Below are 19,115 nucleotides of genomic sequence, written 5' to 3' on the forward strand. Positions count from 1 at the left end.
AAAGGCCAGAACCAAACGATGTTTGGTGTACAATAGGTTTATAGCATCCTGGGTGGCCGCTGCCGCCGGATGAAGAGTTTTAACGCCACAGTGCGGAGAAAGAGATGAAGTTTGTAGATGAGGCGGTAATTCGCGTTGATGCTGGTGACGGTGGCAACGGTACAGTAAGCTTCCGCCGCGAAAAATATGTGCCGAAGGGTGGTCCTGACGGCGGTGACGGCGGTGACGGCGGTGATGTATACCTGCTGGCTGATGAAAACCTAAATACCCTGATCGACTATCGCTTTGAACGATTCCATGCTGCACAGCGTGGCGAAAACGGCCGTGCCGGTAACTGTACTGGTAAGCGTGGCGAAGACTGCGTATTGTCAGTGCCAGTTGGTACTCGTGCGGTGGATGAAGAAACCGGTGAGATCATTGCCGATCTAACAGATCACGGCATGAAGATCATGGTTGCCAAAGGTGGTTTCCACGGTCTTGGCAATACCCGCTTCAAATCATCAGTTAACCGTGCGCCGCGTCAGAAGACGATGGGTACCAAAGGTGAAGTGCGTCATCTTCGCCTTGAACTGTTGCTGCTGGCCGATGTTGGTATGCTAGGTTTGCCGAATGCCGGTAAGTCGACGTTCATCCGTGCCGTGTCTGCGGCGAAGCCTAAAGTAGCTGACTACCCGTTCACGACCTTGGTGCCGAGCTTGGGCGTTGTGCGCATTGATAACGAGCGCAGCTTCGTGGTTGCTGACATCCCTGGTCTGATCGAGGGTGCTGCAGACGGTGCTGGTTTGGGTATCCGCTTCCTGAAGCACCTTGAGCGTTGTCGTGTGTTGCTGCACATGATCGACCTGATGCCGGTTGACGGCTCGGATCCGATCGAGAATGCCTTTACGATTTTGAACGAGCTTGAGAAGTACAGCGAGAAGCTGGCGAGCAAGCCACGCTGGATCGTGTTCAACAAAGTTGATCTGATGCCTGAGGAAGAAGCTCAGGAGAAGATTGACGAAGTACTCGATGCACTGGCATGGGAAGGTGACTACTACTGTATTTCTGCCTTGAACCGCGCTGGTACCAAAGAGCTGATTTACGATCTTATGAAGCAGATCGAATCGATGCCGGTTGATCTCTACCGTGTCGAGGAAGAAGAGACTGAAGAGAAGAAAGTCGAGTTCAAGTGGGACGATTATCACGAGAAGCAAGTCAAGCAAAGCAGCTATGACGAAGACGACGACGATGATTGGGAAGACTGGAACGAAGATGATTACGACGTAGAGATTATCTACAAGCCGTAATTTTTCAGTTATCTTTCTGAATAGAAAAAGCCGCTCATATGAGCGGCTTTTTTGTTATTTATCAAGCCAAAAAGTGCGAATTTGACTGATAATCCATCACCCACATCACAAAACAGCAAAAAGGAGCGCTGATGCAGGTAGGAGAGGCACCACTTACGGAGCCCGTACAAAGGGAGATTTCACGCTTGGCAGCATCGGCGGGGCAGCGCTTGCTCCAGCATGGGGCTGAAAGTACTTTGGTGATGGATGTGACCCGCCGGTTGGGGCTGGCTCTCGGCGCCGATAGTGTTGAGGTGTCCCTGTCCGCCAGCTCGATGGTTATCACGACCTTGAGCAGCGAGCGTTGTATTACCACAACTCGCCGCTGTCAGGATCGCGGGATCAACATGCAGGTCGTGACCGAAATCCAGCGCGTTTGTATTCTGGCCGAGCGCGGGATGCTCGACATCGATGGGGTGCACCAGCGCCTAGAGCAGATCCAGCCGCTGCGTTACAACCGCTGGCTGGTTATTTTCATGATCGGTTTGTCCTGTGCCTGCTTCAGCCGCTTGGCCGGTGGGGACTGGCCTGTTTTTGCCCTGACCTTTGTTGCCTCTGCGGTCGGGATGTTTGTCCGTCAGGAAATTGCCCATTGCCATTTCAACCCGTTACTCAATTTTGGGGTAACGGCATTTGTGACGACCTTGATTTCGGGATTCGGCCAGGTCTACCAGATCGGCGAGACGCCATTTTTGGCAATGGCCTCATCGGTACTGATGCTGGTACCCGGTTTTCCACTGATCAATGCAGTCTCTGATATGGTCAAGGGATTTGCCAATATGGGGATTGCCCGTTGGACAATGGCAACGCTGCTGACGCTGTCTACCAGCATGGGGATTGTCGCGGCGATGAACGTACTTGGTGTGTGGGGGTGGCTATGATGCCTACGGTAGATTTTCTGTTGGCGCTACTTGAGGACATGCTGTTGGCATCGGTGCCGGCAGTCGGTTTTGCTCTGGTCTTCAACGTGCCGCACAAGGCGCTGAAGTACTGTGCGATAGGCGGGGCGCTGGGTCATGGTTGCCGCTTTGCCCTGATGCACTATGGCCTGTCGGTAGAGTGGGCTAGTCTGTGCGCCGCAACCGTTGTGGGGATGATAGGCGTGCATTGGTCGCACCGTTTCCTTGCCCATCCCAAGGTGTTCACCGTGGCGGCCCTGATCCCTATGGTTCCCGGGGTTTTTGCCTTCAAGGCGATGATCGCACTGGTCGAAATAAACCATGTCGGCTATAGCCCCGAGCTTTGGGGGGTAATGGTCGACAACCTGATCAAGGCTATTTTCATCGTCGCTTCGTTGGCGATAGGGCTGGCGATGCCCGGCTTGCTGTTTTATCGTCGTCGCCCCGTCATATAGGGGAGGGGGGAGCCTGTGTATGGGGCTAACGCTGTGGTATAACTACGGAAAGATATCGAGCAGGGTAAAGAATTATGATTATCAGCATGATTGCGGCAATGGCGCAGGATCGGGTGATAGGCAAGGATAATGCGATGCCTTGGCACCTGCCGGCGGACTTTGCCTGGTTTAAGCGCTCCACTCTTGGCAAGCCCATTATGATGGGGCGCAAGACGTTTGAGTCTATTGGCCGGCCCTTGCCGGGGCGCCACAATATCGTTATCAGCCGTAACCCCGCCTACCGCCCTGAAGGCGTCACTGTGGTGGCGGATATCGCCGAGGCCAAAGTGGCTGCGGGGGATGTCGAAGAGCTAATGGTGATTGGCGGGGGGAGTATCTACGCGGCTTGCCTGCCCGAGGCGCATCGCCTCTACCTGACCTTTATCGATCTGGAGGTCGAGGGTGACACCCAGTTTCCGCAATGGGGTAGTGAGTGGGAAGAGACTTACCGGGAGGCCTATACTGCCGACGAGAAAAATGCCCATGATATGCAGTTTGTGATCCTCGAGCGGTAGTGGCTTGGAGCATACAAAACAAAAAGGGCTTGCCATCGGCAAGCCCTTTTTTATTGCGGGTTATTGGGCATGGAGAGGACATGGCTGACTAAACCTGTGTCCGTCCTCCCAGCGCAGCAGGGTCATGCTGTTGCCCCAGACACAACCGGTATCAAGGCCGATAGTATGCTCGTCTTGATGGCCCATCAAGGCTGCCCAGTGGCCGAAGATCACTGTTTTTCCGAGTGGCTCGCGCGGCAGTTCGAACCAAGGACGCAGTGACGAGTCACCGATGTCGGCCGGAGCCAGTTTGCATGCCATGTCAAGTCTGCCGTCCGGGTAGCAGAAGCGCATCCGGGTAAAGGCATTGATGGAAAAGCGGTAGCGCTCAATCCCGCTCAGTGCGGGATCCCAGCTGTCCGGGCCATTGCCATACATATTTTCTAGTAACCACAGCCAGTTATCGCCTTGTAGCTGTGCTTCGATTTCACGCGCCTGCTGGCGTGCTTCAGCAAGGCTCCATTGCGGTGTGATCCCGGCGTGTGCCATCACGAATGGATGTGTCGGATGCTCTGCCATCAAGGGTTGGTGGCGAAGCCAGTTCAGCAGCTCATCGCAATCAGGCGCATCCAGCAGGGGCTGGAGCAGGTCTTTAGGCTTGCTCTTGGCGATACCGTTGGCAACGGCCAGCAAATGGAGGTCGTGGTTGCCGAGTACGATGACTGCCCGTGGACCAAGGCTTCTGACAAAACGGAGCGTTTCGAGGGATTTCGGGCCGCGCGCGACGAGATCGCCAGCCAGCCACAGTTCGTCGTGCCCTGCATCGAAACCGGCTTGCTCGAGAAGTTGGCAGAGATCGTCGAAACAGCCCTGAATATCACCGACGAGGTATGTCGACATGTGCGCCCTTATTTAGTGGAGAATATTGGGAATGGAGAGCCGGAACGGGGAAACTTCGGCAATAAACTCATCGCCCTGTTCGTTGGTCATGACGTAATGGCCCTGCATGACACCGAGAGGCGTTTCGATGACGGTGCCGCTGGTATAGGTATATTCGTCATGGGCGGCGATCACGGGTTGCTCCCCGACCACACCTTCGCCTTCGATCACCAATTTCTTGCCATTGGCATCGGTAATGAGCCAGCGTCGACTGATCAGCTGAGCCGAGCCATTGCCAAGGTTGGCGATAGTAATGGTGTAGGAAAAGACATAGCGCTGTTGGTCAGGCTCTGATTGGTCGTCGAGGTAGTGGGTGATCACCCGGCATTTGATGGTTGGCGTCGCATTCGTTGTCATAATAAGCATCCTTTCAGTCTGGGGGTGGCAGGCCACCCCCTTTAGAACGGCAACTTGGCGATATGCTGCCGGTTATTTGCCGTGGTTGGCATCCAGCCAGTTGGCCATGCCGACAAACTGTTCCAGAGTCAGGTTCTCCGGACGAAGGCTAGGGTTGATGCCCAGAGCTTCAAGCTGCTCGTCGTTCAGTAGACCTTTGTAGCAGTTACGTACGGTCTTGCGGCGCTGGTTGAAGCCCTCGCGGCAGACACGGTCCAGCCACTTCAGGTTGGTACATGGGTGCGGTAGCGTCTCGTAAGGGGTCAGGCGAACAACCGCCGAATCAACCTTAGGTGCTGGCTTAAATGCTGTTGGCGGCACTTCCAGTACCGGCATAACACGGCAGTAGTACTGTGCCATTACGGTTAGGCGGCCATAGGCTTTGCTACCAGGGCCAGCTGCAAGACGGTTAACAACTTCTTTTTGCAGCATGAAGTGCATGTCCTGAACATGTTCGTGGAACGTGAACAGGTGGAACATCAGTGGCGTTGAGATGTTGTATGGCAAGTTGCCGAAAATACGCAGCTTGTTGTTTTCTTTGATCAGCTGGGTGAAGTCGAAGCGCATGGCGTCGCCTTCGTGGATAGTCAGCTTGTCAGCTAGATCTGGGTGGTTGCGCAAGCGTTCAGCCAAATCACGGTCAAGCTCGATAACAGTGAACTTGTCTACCTGCTTGCCGACTGGCTCGGTGATCGCGCCAAGACCCGGGCCGATCTCAACCAGGTTTTGGCCTGGGCGTGGGTTGATTGCCGACACAATGCCGTCAATGATGTATGGGTCATTCAAAAAGTTCTGGCCAAAGCGCTTACGGGCGCGGTGACCGAGGTGGACCTGATCGCTGCTCATGTTTGTTTTTCTACCAATTCGAGGGCGTGCGATAGCGCTGTCCAAAGGCTACCGGTGTCCGCCTGTCCGGTACCGGCTAATTCCAGTGCGGTACCATGATCTACTGATGTTCTGATGAAGGGCAGTCCCAACGTGATGTTGACCGATTTGCCAAACCCCTTGTACTTGAGTACTGGCAGCCCTTGATCGTGATACATGGCCAATACCGTATCGGCATCGGCAAGGTATTTTTCCTGAAAGATGGTGTCGGCCGGCAATGGGCCAACCAAATGCATCCCATCCTCCTGACGAAGCTGGTCAAGGGCAGGGGTGATCACGTCGATCTCCTCTCGGCCTAGGCAACCGTCTTCGCCGGCATGGGGATTGAGGCCGCAGACATAAATCTTTGGCTCAGGGATCCCGAACTTACTGACCAGGTCGTCATGCAGAATATGGATCACCTGCTGCAGACGGTCGGTCGTGATGGCCTTGGATACACAGGCCAGTGGAATATGGGTTGTCACAAGGGCAACCCGTAATCCTTCTGTGGCCAGCATCATGACTACCTGGGCGGTATCTGACTGCTGGGCAAAAAACTCCGTATGGCCACTGAACGATACGCCAGCCCGGTTGATGACACCTTTGTGTACCGGGCCTGTGACCACGGCGGCAAACTCGCCGCTCATGCACCCTTGCGCCGCGCGGGCTAGGGTATCGAGAACATAGTGGCCATTTTGCTCATTAAGCTGCCCGGGTGCGACAGCGGCGCCAAGCTGGTGGTCGTCAACAACCAGTGTCCCTGCTTGGTGAGGCTGTGCTGGCACGTTCGGATCATAGCTGACCAAACGGACGTCAATCCCCAATAAGGCTGCACGTTCTACCATAAGCTGGGCGTTAGCACAAACAACCAGTTGGTGAGGCCACGCTTGCTGGGTGAGGGCCAGGACTAAATCTGGGCCAATCCCGGCGGGTTCACCGGGGGTGATGGCAATACGCTTAACTTTGTTCATCGGCGAGTTCCGGTTTCTCGATGAAGGCTCCGGCTCTTAGTTCCTGTAGCCAGGCCTGGGCTTCTTCGTTGAACTTGCGGCTAAACAGGATGCGATAGGCGCGATTTTTTACAGCCGCATCGGTGCGGTCGACGTCACGGCGGCCCATCACTTCAACGATATGCCAGCCATGTACTGTCTGGAACGGTTCGCTGATCATGCCTTGTGGCAGGCTCTCAATTTTGTCTTTGAACTCTGGCACGTAGATATCGGGTGTTTGCCAGCCGAGATCACCACCATTGACTGCTGAGCCGGGATCGGCACTCAAAGACTGTGCAACATCCGCAAATGTGCGTTCGCCAGCCATGATTTGACGGCGGGCTTCCATCAGCTCCTTGCGGGCCGCGTCATCACTGAGGATCAACGAGGTCTTAACCAGTATATGGCGCGCATTGACTTCGGTGACCGATACGGTTTCCAACCCTTCAACCTTGTTGATCTTCAGGATATGGTAGCCGCTGCCGCTGCGGAATGGGCCGATAATGGCACCGTTACCTTGCGTCGTGATTTGATCGGCAAAGATGGTCGGCATCTCTTCCTTGCGCATCCAACCCCATTCACCGCCCTGCAGGGCTTTAGGACCGTTGGAATAACTATAGGCCATATTGGCGAAATCAGCCCCTTCTTTCAGTTGGTTAACCAACTGTTGGGCTTCTTTGGCAACCGTTTCGCGCTGTTGGGCTGAGGCCCCTTCTTCAAGGCGTAGCTGGATGTGGCTGACATTGTAGCGCACCCCTTGCTGCTCTTGTTGGCTTAGCTGTTTGGCAAGGTTGTCCACTTCCTGAGGCAGGATGTTGATCCGGCGGCGAACCTGAATGTTGCGGGCTTCGCTGGCGGTCATTTCGCGGCGCATCTGCTCGCGGAACATCGGGTAGCTGATCCCGTAGCTGGCCAGCTGCTGCTGCAACTGGGCTAGGGTCATTTTGCGCTCGGTGGCAAGCTGGTTAATTGCTTGGTCAAGACGGTTGTCGTCGATACGAATGCCGAACTGTGCCGCTTGCTGGAGCTGGAGCTGTTCGATGATCAGCTGATCCATGATCTGTTTTGATAGCACCTCATCCGGCGGTAAGCCTTGGTTTTGTCCCGCTGCATTCATACGGACAGTTTTCAACATGGCATCGACATCGCTTTGCAGGATCACGCTGTCGTTCACAATCGTGACAACCCGATCCATTTCCTGAGGGGCGGCGTAGCTGCCTGCTGCCAAGCCCATCAGAACCATGCCAAGGAGGCTAGACTTCCAATTTTTCATCGTATATTTCCATTTGGCGCTGTCGCGCATTGTGTTACTTAGGGCGCGATAGCCAGGCTATCGCGCTTTAGTTGTTAAGGTAGAACGGGCGTCCGTAACCAATCGCAGTGTTGTCCGTCGAGCCAAACGGCGCGACGCCGCTCAGGCCGAGTAGTGAGAAGGAGATACTGAAGTTCTCTTCGTACTTGGCCGGGTCGGTGGTCACATTGCCGCGGGTCTCGAGGTACTTGTTGTAGCCGAGGCTGATCATCCAGCAGGCGGTGCGATAGTTGAGGGTGATTTGCCCCTCCAGCATCTGGTTCTCGGTCAGGTCATGGTAGTAGTCCGCACGCAGGCTGACGTTGTCATGGACCGGGAAGCCGGTAGAGAAGCCAAGCTGCGAGATCCCGTCTTCGGTGTAGCTGTTGAGCTGGTTTTCATCGTTAAGGTTCTCAGAAAGGTACTCTTTTGAGATGTAACGGTAGTTCAGCTGGTTGAAGACCGAGCCTTCGCGGTACTCGATAGCACCGTTGATGAACTGGAGATCGCTCTTGTTGGCGTCATACTGCACGCCGCCGTGGAAGAACAGCCAGTCATCGTAGTTGAAGTCGGACTCTAGGGCAGTCGCCGAGTAGTTCGGTGAGGACTCCCCGTCGACTTGGTTACGGCCGGCATCGTTGAGGTAGAAAATTTGGCCGATCGCCACGTTGAAGCGCTCGACAAACTCGCTGTCGAAGTAGCGCGAGGTCGCCCCGACGGTAAACTGGTTGGCCGCCGCAATGAAATCGACGCTGGAATAGCGCTTGTCACGGAACAAACCGTAGAAGTCGGTTTGCATCAGCGTGGTGTCATAGGCGTTGTAGATCCCTTTCTGGTCGACATCCTTGACATAGAGATATTGGATCTGCGGCTCAAGGCTCTGGGTATAGCTCTCGCCCCATAGCGAGGTATCACGCTCTAGGTACAGGCCGCTGTGGATCCGGATGCTCGGCACGGTACGCGAGACGTTCTCTTCGAGGTTGCTCAGTTCCGCAACTGTCGGGTCGAACTGCTGATTGTAGTAGGTGTACATCAGCTTGGCTTCGCTGGTGATTGACCACCACGGCGTCGCATACGGCAGGGTCAGGGTCGGCTCGAGGTGGACTCGGTCGGCCTCTGGCTTGTTTGGATCATCGTTCTCGAACCGGCTGATATGGCTCAGCAGGCTGAAGTCCAGGTCATACGGCAGATCGGTCTGGTAGTAATTGACCTCGAGCTGTGGCATCAGGCGGTAGTTGGAGGATACGCCCAGCGTCAGCGGCTGGAAATTACGTACCCGCAGGGTCGAATCCCAGTTCAGATCGCGGTAGGAGACGGCCGCCGTTTGTAGCAGGTTGTTGTCTTCGCGCTCACCGATGCTCGAGTCGATATCGGAGAAGTAGGTGGCATCGCTGACCTTGCTGTAGTCGACGTCAAATAGCCAGTGCGGGCCGTAACGGCCGGTGTGCGACCAGTTGAAGCCCCAGCGCGAGTCATACTGCTCGAATTTCTGGTCGTTACCCAGATATTCCCCTTTCAGGCTGCCTTCGCCCCACGTCGACAGGTAACGGAATTCGGTATTGAGCTGCAGACCGCGATTGCTCATATACTTCGGCGTGATTGTCATGTCGTAGTTCGGGGCGATGTTCCAGTAGAACGGGGTTTCCAGTTCGAAACCGTCACGCGAGCCGAAGCTGACAGACGGGTACAAGAAACCAGTTAGGCGCTCTTTGCCAACGGGAACCCGAAGGTAAGGCATGTAGAACACCGGTACGTCGGCCACTTCGAAACGGGCATTGTAGAGGTCGGCAAACGGCGAGTCGTTTTCGCGCTCGATGCTGGTTGCCGAGAAGCGCCAGCTCTGGTCGCCTTTCGGACAAGTGGTATAGGTACCGTTTTTCAGCCGGTAGTAGGCGATACCGTTCTTGATGACGCGCTCTGCCTCACCACGGCCTGCTTCACAGGTCATGTTGTAGACGGCGTTGTCCAATTCGGAGTCCTCGGTATCGAGGTTGCTCTGGATGCGGTCTGAGAGGATCTCGATGGTACCGTCGTGGAAGTAGACATTACCCTCGGCGGTGACGATATTCTCAGGCTGGCGCAAGGTGGCGGTATCGGCTGCGACTGTACGGTTCCCCTGACGGACAACGACGTCGCCCGAATAGGTCACCGATTTGTCGTTCATCGCCTCGGCGTGGTCTGCCGTGACTTTGACAGGTTCATTATTAGGATCTGCTGGCATATCCTTGGGCGCAATACAGACACCCCGGACCATTGCCAGTTCATCAGTCTCATCACTGGCCGCAGAGTTATCATGGATTTCTTCGGGAGTCGCAGGATTTGCATGGGCAACGGATGGGCCGAACAAGGCCAAGCTGATCATGGTTGCCAATAAGCTGCGGGAGGTTGATGACATCTAACTAAACGTTCCTGTAATTGAAGTTATTATTTGTTTGTGGGTCTTGGCCGGGTTTTTATATGATTTCACGGTCAATGCCAGTTATGATAATGCAAATTCGACCCGACAGCATCCTTTGGCTGTGATTGTATCGGGCAATATGTTCACGTTCTCTCAATAAGTTGGGACAACGCGGAAGAAATAATTTTAATTTAGCAAATTACCAGAGAGTCGCGAATGCAGGTTTGGGGCAAAATCTTAGGGGCATTTTTCGGATTCCTCCTTGGTGGGCCATTTGGTTTGTTGTTAGGTCTTTTTTTAGGCCATAAGTTCGATAAAGCGCGCTCAAATATTTATTACACCGGTTTTTCCGGATCCCGTAGCAATGCCGCCGAGCAGCAATCGGCATTTTTTAATGCCTGCTTTTCGGTAATGGGGCATGTGGCCAAGGCCAAAGGTCGGGTGACCAAGGACGAGATCCGGGTCGCCAGCACCATCATGGATAGAATGGGGCTGCAGGGCGAGGCGCGTCGCCAAGCTCAAAATGCGTTCCGTGACGGTAAATCAGAAGACTTCCCGCTCGAAGAGACCTTAATGCAGATCCGTCGAGGCAGTGGCGGTCGTGCCGATTTGTTGCAGTTCTTCCTCGAGCTGCAAATTCAGGCGGCGTTTGCTGATGGTTCGCTGCATCCTAGCGAGCGCCAGCTTCTGCATGTGATTGCCCGTATCCTCGGCTTTTCGCCGCAGCAGCTTGAGCAACGCCTGAATATGCAAGAGGCGGCGTTCCGCTTCCAGCAAGGGGGCTTCCATCAGCAATACCAGCAGCAGGGGCAGTTCCAGCAGGCGCCGACCCGTGATCAGCTGGCCGATGCCTACGAGGTTCTGGGGATCAAGGAAGGGGCATCAGCACAGGAGCTCAAGCGCGCCTATCGCAAGCAGATGAACGAGCACCACCCTGACAAGCTTGCTGCCAAGGGGCTGCCGCCAGAGATGATGGAGCTGGCCAAACAGAAGACGCAGCAGTTGCAAGCTGCTTATGATTTGATTCGTAAGACCAACGGATTTAAATAGACTCAGAGTTGATGAAAAACGGACGCCTTGGCGTCCGTTTTTTTATGTTCTTAATTTCTTATGCCTTTGAGTAGCGGTCAGGCAACGTTTTCGGGCTGGCTTCCGGGAAGAACTCGCACGGGGCAAACAGATGCATCGGCTCGTCGCTGCCCGGATGGAAGAAGCTCAGCTCAGCGGCATGTAGCTGGAGTCGCGGTGCCATCGCGATGGCTTCTTCGCCGGCATAGAACTTATCACCGAGGATCGGGTGGCCTAGCGATTGCAGGTGGACACGCAACTGGTGCGAGCGGCCAGTGATCGGGCGTAGGCGAACCAAGCTGCTATTGGCACTGCGGGCAATCACGTCATAGTGGGTGACCGATGGTTTGCCGTCTTCGAAGCACACTTTCTGCTTGGGGCGGTTCGGCCAGTCGCAGATCAACGGCAGGTCGATGGTGCCGCTGTCTTGCTCGACACATCCCCACACCCTTGCGTAGTAAATTTTCTCGGTCTTGCGATCGCGGAATTGAGCCTTGAGGTGGCGCTCGGCATTTTTGTTGAGCGCCAGAACGATCAGCCCTGAGGTTGCCATATCAAGACGGTGGATAATGTGCGAATCAGGGAAATCGGCCAGAACCCGGGCGTAGATACTGTCGTGGAACGCCGGATCGCGACCGGGATTGGACAACATGCCAGAGGGCTTGTTGACGGCAATAATATCGTCATCCTGATAGAGGATATCCAGCCATGGATCCTTGGGTGGGTTGTAGTCGATTTCGGGCAGTCTGTTCATTGCGTGCCTGGTTGTCATCGCTGTCGTCATAAGGGGCGGCGATGATAGCACACTTGCCGGTGTCTCCCAACGGCAGCAGATACCAGCAGGGGCTGGTGGTCAGGCGAAAAAAAGCCGCCAGAGTTTGGCGGCTTGTTATGAGGCGGGATGGTTAGCCGTGGCTAACGACGATCAGGCGCAGGGAGTCGAGCTGGACCTGAGCCTTGGTGATGTAGCCGGTCAGCTCGGTGATCTGGCTTTCCAGCAACTCAAGCTCATCATCACGGATATTCGGGTTGACGGCCTTGAGCGCCTGCAGACGGTCAAGTTCGCTGCGCAGGGTCGCTTCCATCTCAGCCTGAGCATTGGTGCGGATGGCTGCGACCTCATCGATAACCGATTTCTCGGCAAACTCGATCAGGGTGTGGATATCCTTCTGCACCGAATTGACCAATTTGCTGCCTAGGTGGCGGTTGACCGGGCTTAGCTGGCGGTTGAAGCCTTCGAATTCAACATTGGCCGCTAGGTTGTTGCCCTTGGCATCCGATAGGATGCGAATCGGTGTCTTTGGCAGGAAGCGGTTGATACCTGATTGCTTCGGAGCCTGAGCATCGACCACGTAGACCAGTTCCAGCAACAGGGTGCCGGCTGGCAATGCCTTGTTTTTCAGTAGCGATACGGCGGTAGTGCCGACCCCTTCAGTCAGCAGCAAATCGATGCCGCCCTGGATCATCGGGTGCTCCCAACTGATGAAGTGCATGTCCTCACGAGACAGCGCGGTATCACGATCGAAGGTGATGGTGCAGCCGTCGTAAGGCAGGCCTGGGTAGCTGGCCACCATCATGTGCTCTGAAGGCGTCACCACGATGGCGTTTTCACCGCGGTCGTCCTGATTCAGTCCGATGGTATCGAATAGGCCAAGAGCGAACGTAACCAAGTTGGTATCCCCGTCCTTGGCGCTGATTTCCTCGACCAGTGCCTGTGCCTTGTCGCCACCGTTGGAGTGGATTTCCAGCAGGCGGTCACGGCCTTGTTCCAGCTTGGACTTGAGCTCGTTGTGCATCGCGGCACTTTTCTCGATCAGGCTTTCTAGTTGCTCGCCTTCTGGCTTGTCATTGGCCAGCAGGGCGATCAGCTCGTCACTGAAGGCGTCGTAGATGGCACGGCCGGTCGGGCAGGTTTCCTCGAAGGCATTAAGGCCCTCGTTATACCAGCGTGCCAGCAGGGCTTGCGAGGTGCCTTGCAGGTGCGGGACGTGGATCTCGATATCACGCTTCTGGCCGATACGGTCAAGGCGGCCGATACGCTGTTCCAGCAGATCCGGGTTGTTCGGTAGGTCGAACATGACCAGCTGGTTGGCAAACTGGAAGTTGCGGCCTTCGGAGCCAATTTCCGAACATAGCAGCACCTGCGCGCCGTCTTCTTCTTGGGCGAAGTAGGCAGCGGCCTTGTCACGCTCGATAATTGACATGCCTTCGTGGAACACGGTGGCACGGATCCCCTCACGTTCGCGCAGTGCCTGCTCAAGGGTCAGGGCCGTCTGGGCCCGGGCACAGATCACCAGCACTTTTTCATTGCGGTTGGCTTTTAGCATGTCCAGCAGCCAATTGACGCGTGGGTCGAAGTGCCACCACGTTGCCGACTCACCTTCGAATTCTTGGAAGATATCTTCAGGGTAGAGTAGCTTCACCGCCTTTTGCTCGGTGCTCATGCTGCCGCCCATCATGCCGGCGACACGCATTGCCGTCTGGTACTGAGTTGGCAGGGCGAGCGGGTACATGTTGAGATGGCGCTGCGGGAAGCCCTTAACACCGGCACGGGTGTTGCGGAACAGCACGCGGCCTGTACCGTGGCGGTCCATCAGGTTGTCGATCAGCTCGGCACGGGTTGATGCCTTGATCTCGCTGTCGACGTCGGACGCCTCGATGATCCGCAGGGCAGGCTCGATATCTTGCTCGGACAACAGCTCGGTCAGGATGTTCTTGGCGCTGTCGTCGAGTTTCTCGTCAGACAAAAGGTTCGATACGGCTTCGGCCACAGGGGCGTACTGGCGCTCTTCCTCGACGAATGCCTCGTAGTCGTAGAAGCGATCAGGATCAAGAAGGCGCAGGCGGGCAAAGTGGCTCTGGTGGCCAAGCTGCTCTGGGGTTGCTGTTAGCAGCAGCACGCCCGGGCTTTTCTCGGCCAGTTCTTCTACCACTTGGTACTGGCGGCTTGGTTTGTCCTCGCTCCACTCTAGGTGGTGAGCCTCATCGACAACCAGAAGATCCCAGTCGGCATCCAATGCCTGCTCGAAGCGACGGCGGCTCTTGCGCAGGAAATCCAGCGAGCACAGCACCAGCTGGGCGGTATCGAACGGGTTGGCAGAATCGGCAAAGGCTTCAACACAGCGTTCTTCGTCGAAGATGGAAAAGTGAAGGTTGAAACGGCGCATCATTTCGACCAGCCACTGGTGCTGAAGGGTTTCCGGAACCAGAATCAAAATCCGCTCGGCACGGCCTGAAAGAACCTGCTGGTGGATGATCATACCGGCTTCGATAGTTTTGCCCAGACCCACCTCATCGGCCAGCAGGACGCGTGGAGCATAGCGGCGGCCGACTTCATGGGCGATGAAAAGCTGGTGTGGGATCAGGCCTGCCCGCATGCCGCACAGGCCGCGCAATGCGCTCTTGTGCTGTTCATACTGGTTTTTCAGGGCGCGGTAACGCAGGGCAAAGCGGTCCATACGGTCGATTTGACCGGCGAACAGCTTGTCCTGTGGTTTGTTGAAACGAATCTGGTTGCTCAGGAAGATCTCGCGGAGCACAACCCCTTCTTCGCCCGTGTCGGTACGGGTCCCGATGTAGGTGAACACGCCATTGTCTTCGTCTACCTGCTCAACATTCAGCGACCAGCCGTCATGGCTTTCGATCACGTCGCCGACGTTGAACATGACGCGTGTTACAGGGGCATCGTTTCTGGCATAGAGACGGTTCTCCTCGCAGGCGGAGAACATCAGGGTGACAGTTCTGGCGTCAAGGGCAACAACGGTACCCAAACCCAAATCACTTTCAGTATCACTGATCCAACGTTGACCCAAAGCAAATGGCATAGTGGTTAAAACCTTCTAATTCTTTGAAATTAAGGGAGATGCTAAGTCGGTGCTCTAGCGTTTTTGAACTACACTCAAAGTAATACCATAACTTGGCCACGGCCCTTGCGGGTCGGCAAAGCGTCAATCGGTATTAAGTGTAAGCCAGAATCCGCACCGGTAAAAAAGGGGAGTAATGTTACTGCATGCCGTGAGTAAGGTCACGGGCAAACTGTAAACCGGAGCGTAATATCTAAGTGTCACATTTGTTTCATTATCTCCGGTCTAAATAGAAGTACGCAGTTGCTTTTTCCCTAATCTGGCAGACACAGAAAGATTGCGGTGGTTGCACCGTTATTTTGATACCAAGGAGGTACTTATGGATGATGCAGGTAGGAAAGTCTTTGTACTTGATACGAACATTCTGCTGCATGAACCCCTCGCCATCTACTCCTTCAAGGAGCATGACGTAATTATTCCTATGACCGTGCTCGAAGAGCTCGACCGAATCAAGGACAGCAAGCGCGATGTCTCCCGTGATGCTCGGGTCGCCATCCGTGCGCTGGAGGATATATTCCATGATGCCACCCCCGAGCAAATTGCCGGGGGGATCCCCATCTCGGCGGCAGGCGAGGCCTGTGGTTCAATCTCAATCTTTGCCGATTACGAAATTACCGAGACCGTCCATGCCTTCGCCGACAAGGCGGGCGACAACCGGATCCTCAACGGGGTGCTCTACCTTCAGGCCTACTATTCCCCGCGCGAAGTGGTGCTGATCACCAAGGACATCAATATGCGCCTGCGGGCCAAGGGGGCCGGGGTTTATCATGTCGATGACTACCGCAGCGACCAGCTGATCGACGATATCCGGATGCTGACCAAAGGGTACTACCAGTTCCCGGGCAGCTTCTGGGAGCGGGTCGGGGTGTGCCATTCGGAAAAACAGGGCCGGGCCACCTTGCACACCCTGCCGGTCGAGCTGTTTGAGGCGCCGTATATCAACCAGTATCTGATTGACGAGGGCCGTGATTTCGCCGGGCGGATCCAGTCGCTGGAAGGGGATAGTCTGACCTTCAAGGATATCGGCCATGAGCGGATGATGCACCGTCAGGCATGGGGGATCCACCCTAAGAACATCTATCAGGGGATGGCCCTCGATGCGCTGATGGATCCGGATATCGATCTGGTTATCCTGACCGGGCCCGCAGGGTGTGGTAAGACGATCCTGGCGATGGCCGCGGCGCTGGAGCAGGTTATCGAGAAAAGCATGTACGACAAGATCATCGTGACCCGAAATACGCCGGAAATTGCCGAGTCGATCGGCTTCCTGCCGGGGACGGAAGAAGAGAAGATGATGCCGTGGCTGGCGGCGGTGACCGATACCATGGAAGCCCTGCACAAACATGACGTCTGTACCGATGGCTCGATGAAATATATTTTCGAGAAGGCCAATATCCAGTTCAAGTCGATCAACTTCATGCGCGGGCGCTCGATCCAGAATGCCTTTGTGCTGCTCGACGAGTGCCAGAACCTGACTGCCTCCCAAATCAAGACCATCATTACCCGCTGTGGAGAAGGCACCAAACTGGTCTGTTCCGGTAACCTTGCCCAGATAGACTCCAGCTACCTGTCTCCGGTCACATCGGGGCTAACCTATATTGTCGAACGCTTTAAGCATTTCGAGGGCAGTGCCAATGTCTACCTCAATGGTGTTGTGCGCAGCCGCTTAGCGGAGTTCGCCGAAGAAAACCTCTAACGCCTGAATATACAAAGGGCCAAGCTCTCCGCTTGGCCCTTTGTCATTATCTGCCGTTATTTATTCGTTGTTGTCTTGTTCCATGCCGAGATAGCGCCGCAACGCCGGCTCGCTTGGACGGGTCAGCAGCTCGCTTGTCGCCCCGAACACCTTTACCTTGCCCTCCTCGATAAACGCACAGCGGTTGGCGATCTTCCGTGCATCCTCCGGGCTGTGGGTGACCATGAGAACCGTAGTCTTCTGCTCGCTAGCCAATTGCTGCACCAGCGTCAGCATTTCTTGCCTCAGGGCCGGGTCAAGGGCGGAGAAGGGTTCGTCCAGTAGCAGCAATGGCCGTTGGCGCAACAGGCACCGGGCAAGGGCGACCCGCTGGCGCTGGCCGCCGGAGAGCTGCTCGGGGAGGCGGTCGAGATAGGTATCGAGGCCGACCTTGGCGGCGGCGGCCTTGACCTGCTCACGGTCACTGTCATTGAGTGACAGGCCCGGATGCAGTCCGAGTCCGATATTCTCGAAGACACTCAGATGGGGGAACAGGTTGTGTTCCTGAAACAGGATGGATAGCGGCCGCTCGGCGGGCGCAAGGGATGCCTCGATCCGCTTGCCGTCGATCTGCAATTCGCCGCTGTGTGGTTTGAGGAAACCGGCAATCATCGCCAGCAGCGTGCTTTTCCCGGCCCCGCTCGGGCCAAGCAGGGCGACGATGTCGCCGCGTTGAAGGTCGAGATCAAAACACAGCTCGGTCGACTGACCGCGCTGGGTCGGGTGTGGGTAGCTGTGGCTCAATTGGGTCAGTGTCAGCATGATGGTTTCCGGTTTAGCAGGTACTCGATGGCAGCGAACAGGCCGAAGCTGAGTACCAAGAGTAACAGGGCGGCAACGGCAGCCGCGTCCATTTGGTAGCTGCCGAGCAGCTGGAAGAGGTAGAGCGGGAGCGTTTGGAAATCTTGGCTGCCAAACAGGGCTATTGCTCCGAGATCCCTGAGTGACAGCACCGTGCTGATCCCGGTAGCCTGAGCCAGCGGCCCGCGCATGGCCCGCCATTCTACTAGCACCAAGCGGCGAAGGCCGCGCATTCCAAGACTCTGGCACAGCGGGTCGTATTGCTGGGCAATATGGAGCATGGGCTGGCTTAAGGTCTTGAGCACATAGGGCAGGGCCATCAGGGCATTGACGGTGACGACTACCCAGAAGGCGGCGGCAAAGGCATCGGTAAACTGGCGTAGCAGCAGAAATATGCCGGTGCTCAGGACCAGCCCTGGCGTGACCAGAATGATCGTCCCGATAAGCTCGATGCCATCGGCCCGCCAGCGAGCTTTTTGCAGCCGCCACTGGCGGCTGGTCAGCAAGATGGCGATCCCGCCGCCCAGCGCCAGCAGGCACGAGAGCACGGCAACCTGAAGAGAGTGCCATACAGCTTGCCATAGGCTGCTGTCACCGAGCAGCGCGAGGGCTTTGGGGTTGAGCCCCGACACAAAGACAGCCAATAGCGGGGGAAGCACGAGCGCGACGGCGGCGGAGATCCAAAGCCAGTCCCAGCAGCGGCTGGCTGGTGTGTCGAATTGGCCTTGGCGAGGCTGTAGGGTGCTGTGGCTGGCTGTCGCCAGGGGTTTGGCAAAACGCTGGGTCAGTAGCACCAGCGAAGCGCAGAGCAGCATTTGCCACAGGGCCAAAAGCGCTCCGCCAGCAAGATCGAAGTCATAGCGCAAGGCTTGGTAAACCGCCAGCTCGATGGTGGTGGCTTTCGGGCCGCCACCTAAAGCCATGACTACGGCGAAACTGGTGAAGCAGAGCATGAAAATCAGTCCGCCGGCATGGGGGAGTTGCTGGCGCATTCTCGGCCAAGCCACAAAGCGGAAGGCTTGCCAGCTCGACAGGCCGAGTTGGGTTGCCAGCTGGTGTTGTTCGGCCGGGATCCCCTCAAGGCTTTGGTAGAGCAGGCGCGTTGCCAGCGGCAGGTTGAGGAATACATGGGCCAGCAAGATCCCCTGCAGGCCGTAGAGCGACGGTATCTCCGCCGAGCCTGATGCGGCAGCAATATGGGCGAGCAAGCCGTTGTTGCCGTAGATAGCCAGCAGGCCGAATACGGCGACCAGTACCGGCAGGACCAGCGTCATGGCAAAGAGCCGCAATAGCAGTGGCTTGCCGGGGAAGTTGCGCCGCGATAGGGCATAGGCCATCGGGATGGCTGGCAGCAGGCTGAGCAGGGTGGATAGGGTGGCTTGCTTGAAGGTAAAGGCCGTTACATGGCGAAGATATGGATCATGCCACATGGCCGGGATATCCAGCATGCTGGCCTCGCCGACCAGTGCCAGTAGCGCGCCGAATACGACGCAAACAATCAGCCCGGCGGTAAGTACGCCGGGCTTTGATACATTGGTGGTTGTCAAAAGTAAGTGCCT

The 19,115-nt window shown here is 56.0% G+C and carries 16 protein-coding genes; 6 read left to right on the top strand and 10 right to left on the bottom strand.

All coding sequences use genetic code 11. From position 1 onward, the window contains the following. Positions 1-104: 104 nt before the first annotated feature. From cgtA to folA, 4 genes are all read left to right on the top strand, one after another. The gene (cgtA, locus tag ACSF8X_RS04130) at positions 105-1,286 is read left to right on the top strand and encodes an Obg family GTPase CgtA (RefSeq protein ID WP_500850756.1); all 1,182 of its coding nucleotides are present in this window, start codon (positions 105-107) and stop codon (positions 1,284-1,286) included. Between the two features lie 131 nt (positions 1,287-1,417). Beyond that, a complete protein-coding gene (locus ACSF8X_RS04135; protein WP_047880946.1) occupies positions 1,418-2,206 on the top strand; it encodes a threonine/serine exporter family protein in 789 nt (262 codons plus the stop codon). Continuing rightward, positions 2,206-2,679: a threonine/serine exporter family protein gene (locus ACSF8X_RS04140; RefSeq protein ID WP_157037945.1), complete on the top strand. Its 474-nt coding sequence runs from the start codon at positions 2,206-2,208 to the stop codon at positions 2,677-2,679. The genes ACSF8X_RS04135 and ACSF8X_RS04140 overlap by 1 nt, the downstream gene beginning before the upstream one ends. A 74-nt stretch (positions 2,680-2,753) precedes the next feature. Beyond that, positions 2,754-3,233 carry a type 3 dihydrofolate reductase gene (folA, locus tag ACSF8X_RS04145; protein WP_047880944.1) on the top strand — a complete coding sequence of 160 codons (480 nt, stop codon included), beginning with the start codon at positions 2,754-2,756 and terminating at the stop codon, positions 3,231-3,233. Between the two features lie 60 nt (positions 3,234-3,293). Here the strand turns inward: folA and ACSF8X_RS04150 are convergent, their stop codons facing one another. From ACSF8X_RS04150 to lptD, 6 genes are all read right to left on the bottom strand, one after another. Further along, positions 3,294-4,112, bottom strand: a complete 819-nt coding sequence (locus tag ACSF8X_RS04150; protein ID WP_500850757.1) for a symmetrical bis(5'-nucleosyl)-tetraphosphatase — start codon at positions 4,110-4,112, stop codon at positions 3,294-3,296. A 12-nt stretch (positions 4,113-4,124) separates the two neighbouring features. Continuing rightward, complete coding sequence (gene apaG, locus ACSF8X_RS04155; protein ID WP_047880942.1) at positions 4,125-4,508, bottom strand: Co2+/Mg2+ efflux facilitator ApaG/CorD; 384 nt, start codon at positions 4,506-4,508, stop codon at positions 4,125-4,127. Positions 4,509-4,580: 72 nt separating this feature from the next. Continuing rightward, complete coding sequence (rsmA, locus tag ACSF8X_RS04160; protein WP_047880941.1) at positions 4,581-5,393, bottom strand: 16S rRNA (adenine(1518)-N(6)/adenine(1519)-N(6))-dimethyltransferase RsmA; 813 nt, start codon at positions 5,391-5,393, stop codon at positions 4,581-4,583. Beyond that, entirely contained in the window at positions 5,390-6,382 is a 993-nt protein-coding gene (gene pdxA, locus ACSF8X_RS04165; RefSeq protein WP_500850758.1) for a 4-hydroxythreonine-4-phosphate dehydrogenase PdxA, read from the bottom strand. Before pdxA ends, rsmA begins: the two co-directional genes overlap by 4 nt. Next, positions 6,369-7,673, bottom strand: coding sequence for a peptidylprolyl isomerase SurA (gene surA, locus ACSF8X_RS04170; RefSeq protein WP_500850759.1), 1,305 nt, complete (start codon positions 7,671-7,673; stop codon positions 6,369-6,371). Before surA ends, pdxA begins: the two co-directional genes overlap by 14 nt. 67 nt (positions 7,674-7,740) lie before the next feature. After that, complete coding sequence (gene lptD / locus ACSF8X_RS04175; protein WP_047880938.1) at positions 7,741-10,086, bottom strand: LPS assembly protein LptD; 2,346 nt, start codon at positions 10,084-10,086, stop codon at positions 7,741-7,743. Between the two features lie 219 nt (positions 10,087-10,305). On the opposite strand from lptD, the gene djlA reads away from it, so the two are divergent. Beyond that, positions 10,306-11,139 (top strand): co-chaperone DjlA, encoded by an 834-nt coding sequence (gene djlA, locus ACSF8X_RS04180; protein WP_047880937.1) that lies wholly within the window; start codon positions 10,306-10,308, stop codon positions 11,137-11,139. A 58-nt stretch (positions 11,140-11,197) separates the two neighbouring features. Here djlA and rluA read toward each other — a convergent pair whose 3' ends face one another. Both rluA and rapA read right to left on the bottom strand, forming a co-directional pair. Further along, positions 11,198-11,911 (bottom strand): bifunctional tRNA pseudouridine(32) synthase/23S rRNA pseudouridine(746) synthase RluA, encoded by a 714-nt coding sequence (gene rluA / locus ACSF8X_RS04185; protein WP_500850760.1) that lies wholly within the window; start codon positions 11,909-11,911, stop codon positions 11,198-11,200. A 151-nt stretch (positions 11,912-12,062) separates the two neighbouring features. Then, positions 12,063-14,981 carry an RNA polymerase-associated protein RapA gene (rapA, locus tag ACSF8X_RS04190; protein WP_047880935.1) on the bottom strand — a complete coding sequence of 973 codons (2,919 nt, stop codon included), beginning with the start codon at positions 14,979-14,981 and terminating at the stop codon, positions 12,063-12,065. Positions 14,982-15,339: 358 nt separating this feature from the next. On the opposite strand from rapA, the gene ACSF8X_RS04195 reads away from it, so the two are divergent. Next, entirely contained in the window at positions 15,340-16,716 is a 1,377-nt protein-coding gene (locus ACSF8X_RS04195; RefSeq protein WP_500850761.1) for a PhoH family protein, read from the top strand. A 60-nt stretch (positions 16,717-16,776) separates the two neighbouring features. Here ACSF8X_RS04195 and thiQ read toward each other — a convergent pair whose 3' ends face one another. Beyond that, a complete protein-coding gene (gene thiQ / locus ACSF8X_RS04200) occupies positions 16,777-17,517 on the bottom strand; it encodes a thiamine ABC transporter ATP-binding protein (RefSeq protein ID WP_500850762.1) in 741 nt (246 codons plus the stop codon). Next, on the bottom strand, positions 17,511-19,103 hold the full coding sequence (thiP, locus tag ACSF8X_RS04205; protein WP_500850763.1) for a thiamine/thiamine pyrophosphate ABC transporter permease: 1,593 nt from the start codon (positions 19,101-19,103) through the stop codon (positions 17,511-17,513). The genes thiQ and thiP overlap by 7 nt, the downstream gene beginning before the upstream one ends. Positions 19,104-19,115 lie beyond the last annotated feature (12 nt).

This window comes from Photobacterium panuliri (assembly GCF_059920555.1).

Bases quoted from the DNA above. Each gene is read 5' to 3' on its own strand.
- thiQ (WP_500850762.1), bottom strand. From the start codon at position 17,517: ATGCTGACACTGACCCAATTGAGCCACAGCTACCCACACCCGACCCAG.
- cgtA (WP_500850756.1), top strand. From the start codon at position 105: ATGAAGTTTGTAGATGAGGCGGTAATTCGCGTTGATGCTGGTGACGGT.
- rapA (WP_047880935.1), bottom strand. From the start codon at position 14,981: ATGCCATTTGCTTTGGGTCAACGTTGGATCAGTGATACTGAAAGTGAT.
- ACSF8X_RS04135 (WP_047880946.1), top strand. From the start codon at position 1,418: ATGCAGGTAGGAGAGGCACCACTTACGGAGCCCGTACAAAGGGAGATT.
- ACSF8X_RS04150 (WP_500850757.1), bottom strand. From the start codon at position 4,112: ATGTCGACATACCTCGTCGGTGATATTCAGGGCTGTTTCGACGATCTC.
- ACSF8X_RS04140 (WP_157037945.1), top strand. From the start codon at position 2,206: ATGCCTACGGTAGATTTTCTGTTGGCGCTACTTGAGGACATGCTGTTG.
- surA (WP_500850759.1), bottom strand. From the start codon at position 7,673: ATGAAAAATTGGAAGTCTAGCCTCCTTGGCATGGTTCTGATGGGCTTG.
- rsmA (WP_047880941.1), bottom strand. From the start codon at position 5,393: ATGAGCAGCGATCAGGTCCACCTCGGTCACCGCGCCCGTAAGCGCTTT.
- rluA (WP_500850760.1), bottom strand. From the start codon at position 11,911: ATGAACAGACTGCCCGAAATCGACTACAACCCACCCAAGGATCCATGG.
- pdxA (WP_500850758.1), bottom strand. From the start codon at position 6,382: ATGAACAAAGTTAAGCGTATTGCCATCACCCCCGGTGAACCCGCCGGG.
- ACSF8X_RS04195 (WP_500850761.1), top strand. From the start codon at position 15,340: ATGGATGATGCAGGTAGGAAAGTCTTTGTACTTGATACGAACATTCTG.
- djlA (WP_047880937.1), top strand. From the start codon at position 10,306: ATGCAGGTTTGGGGCAAAATCTTAGGGGCATTTTTCGGATTCCTCCTT.
- folA (WP_047880944.1), top strand. From the start codon at position 2,754: ATGATTATCAGCATGATTGCGGCAATGGCGCAGGATCGGGTGATAGGC.
- apaG (WP_047880942.1), bottom strand. From the start codon at position 4,508: ATGACAACGAATGCGACGCCAACCATCAAATGCCGGGTGATCACCCAC.
- lptD (WP_047880938.1), bottom strand. From the start codon at position 10,086: ATGTCATCAACCTCCCGCAGCTTATTGGCAACCATGATCAGCTTGGCC.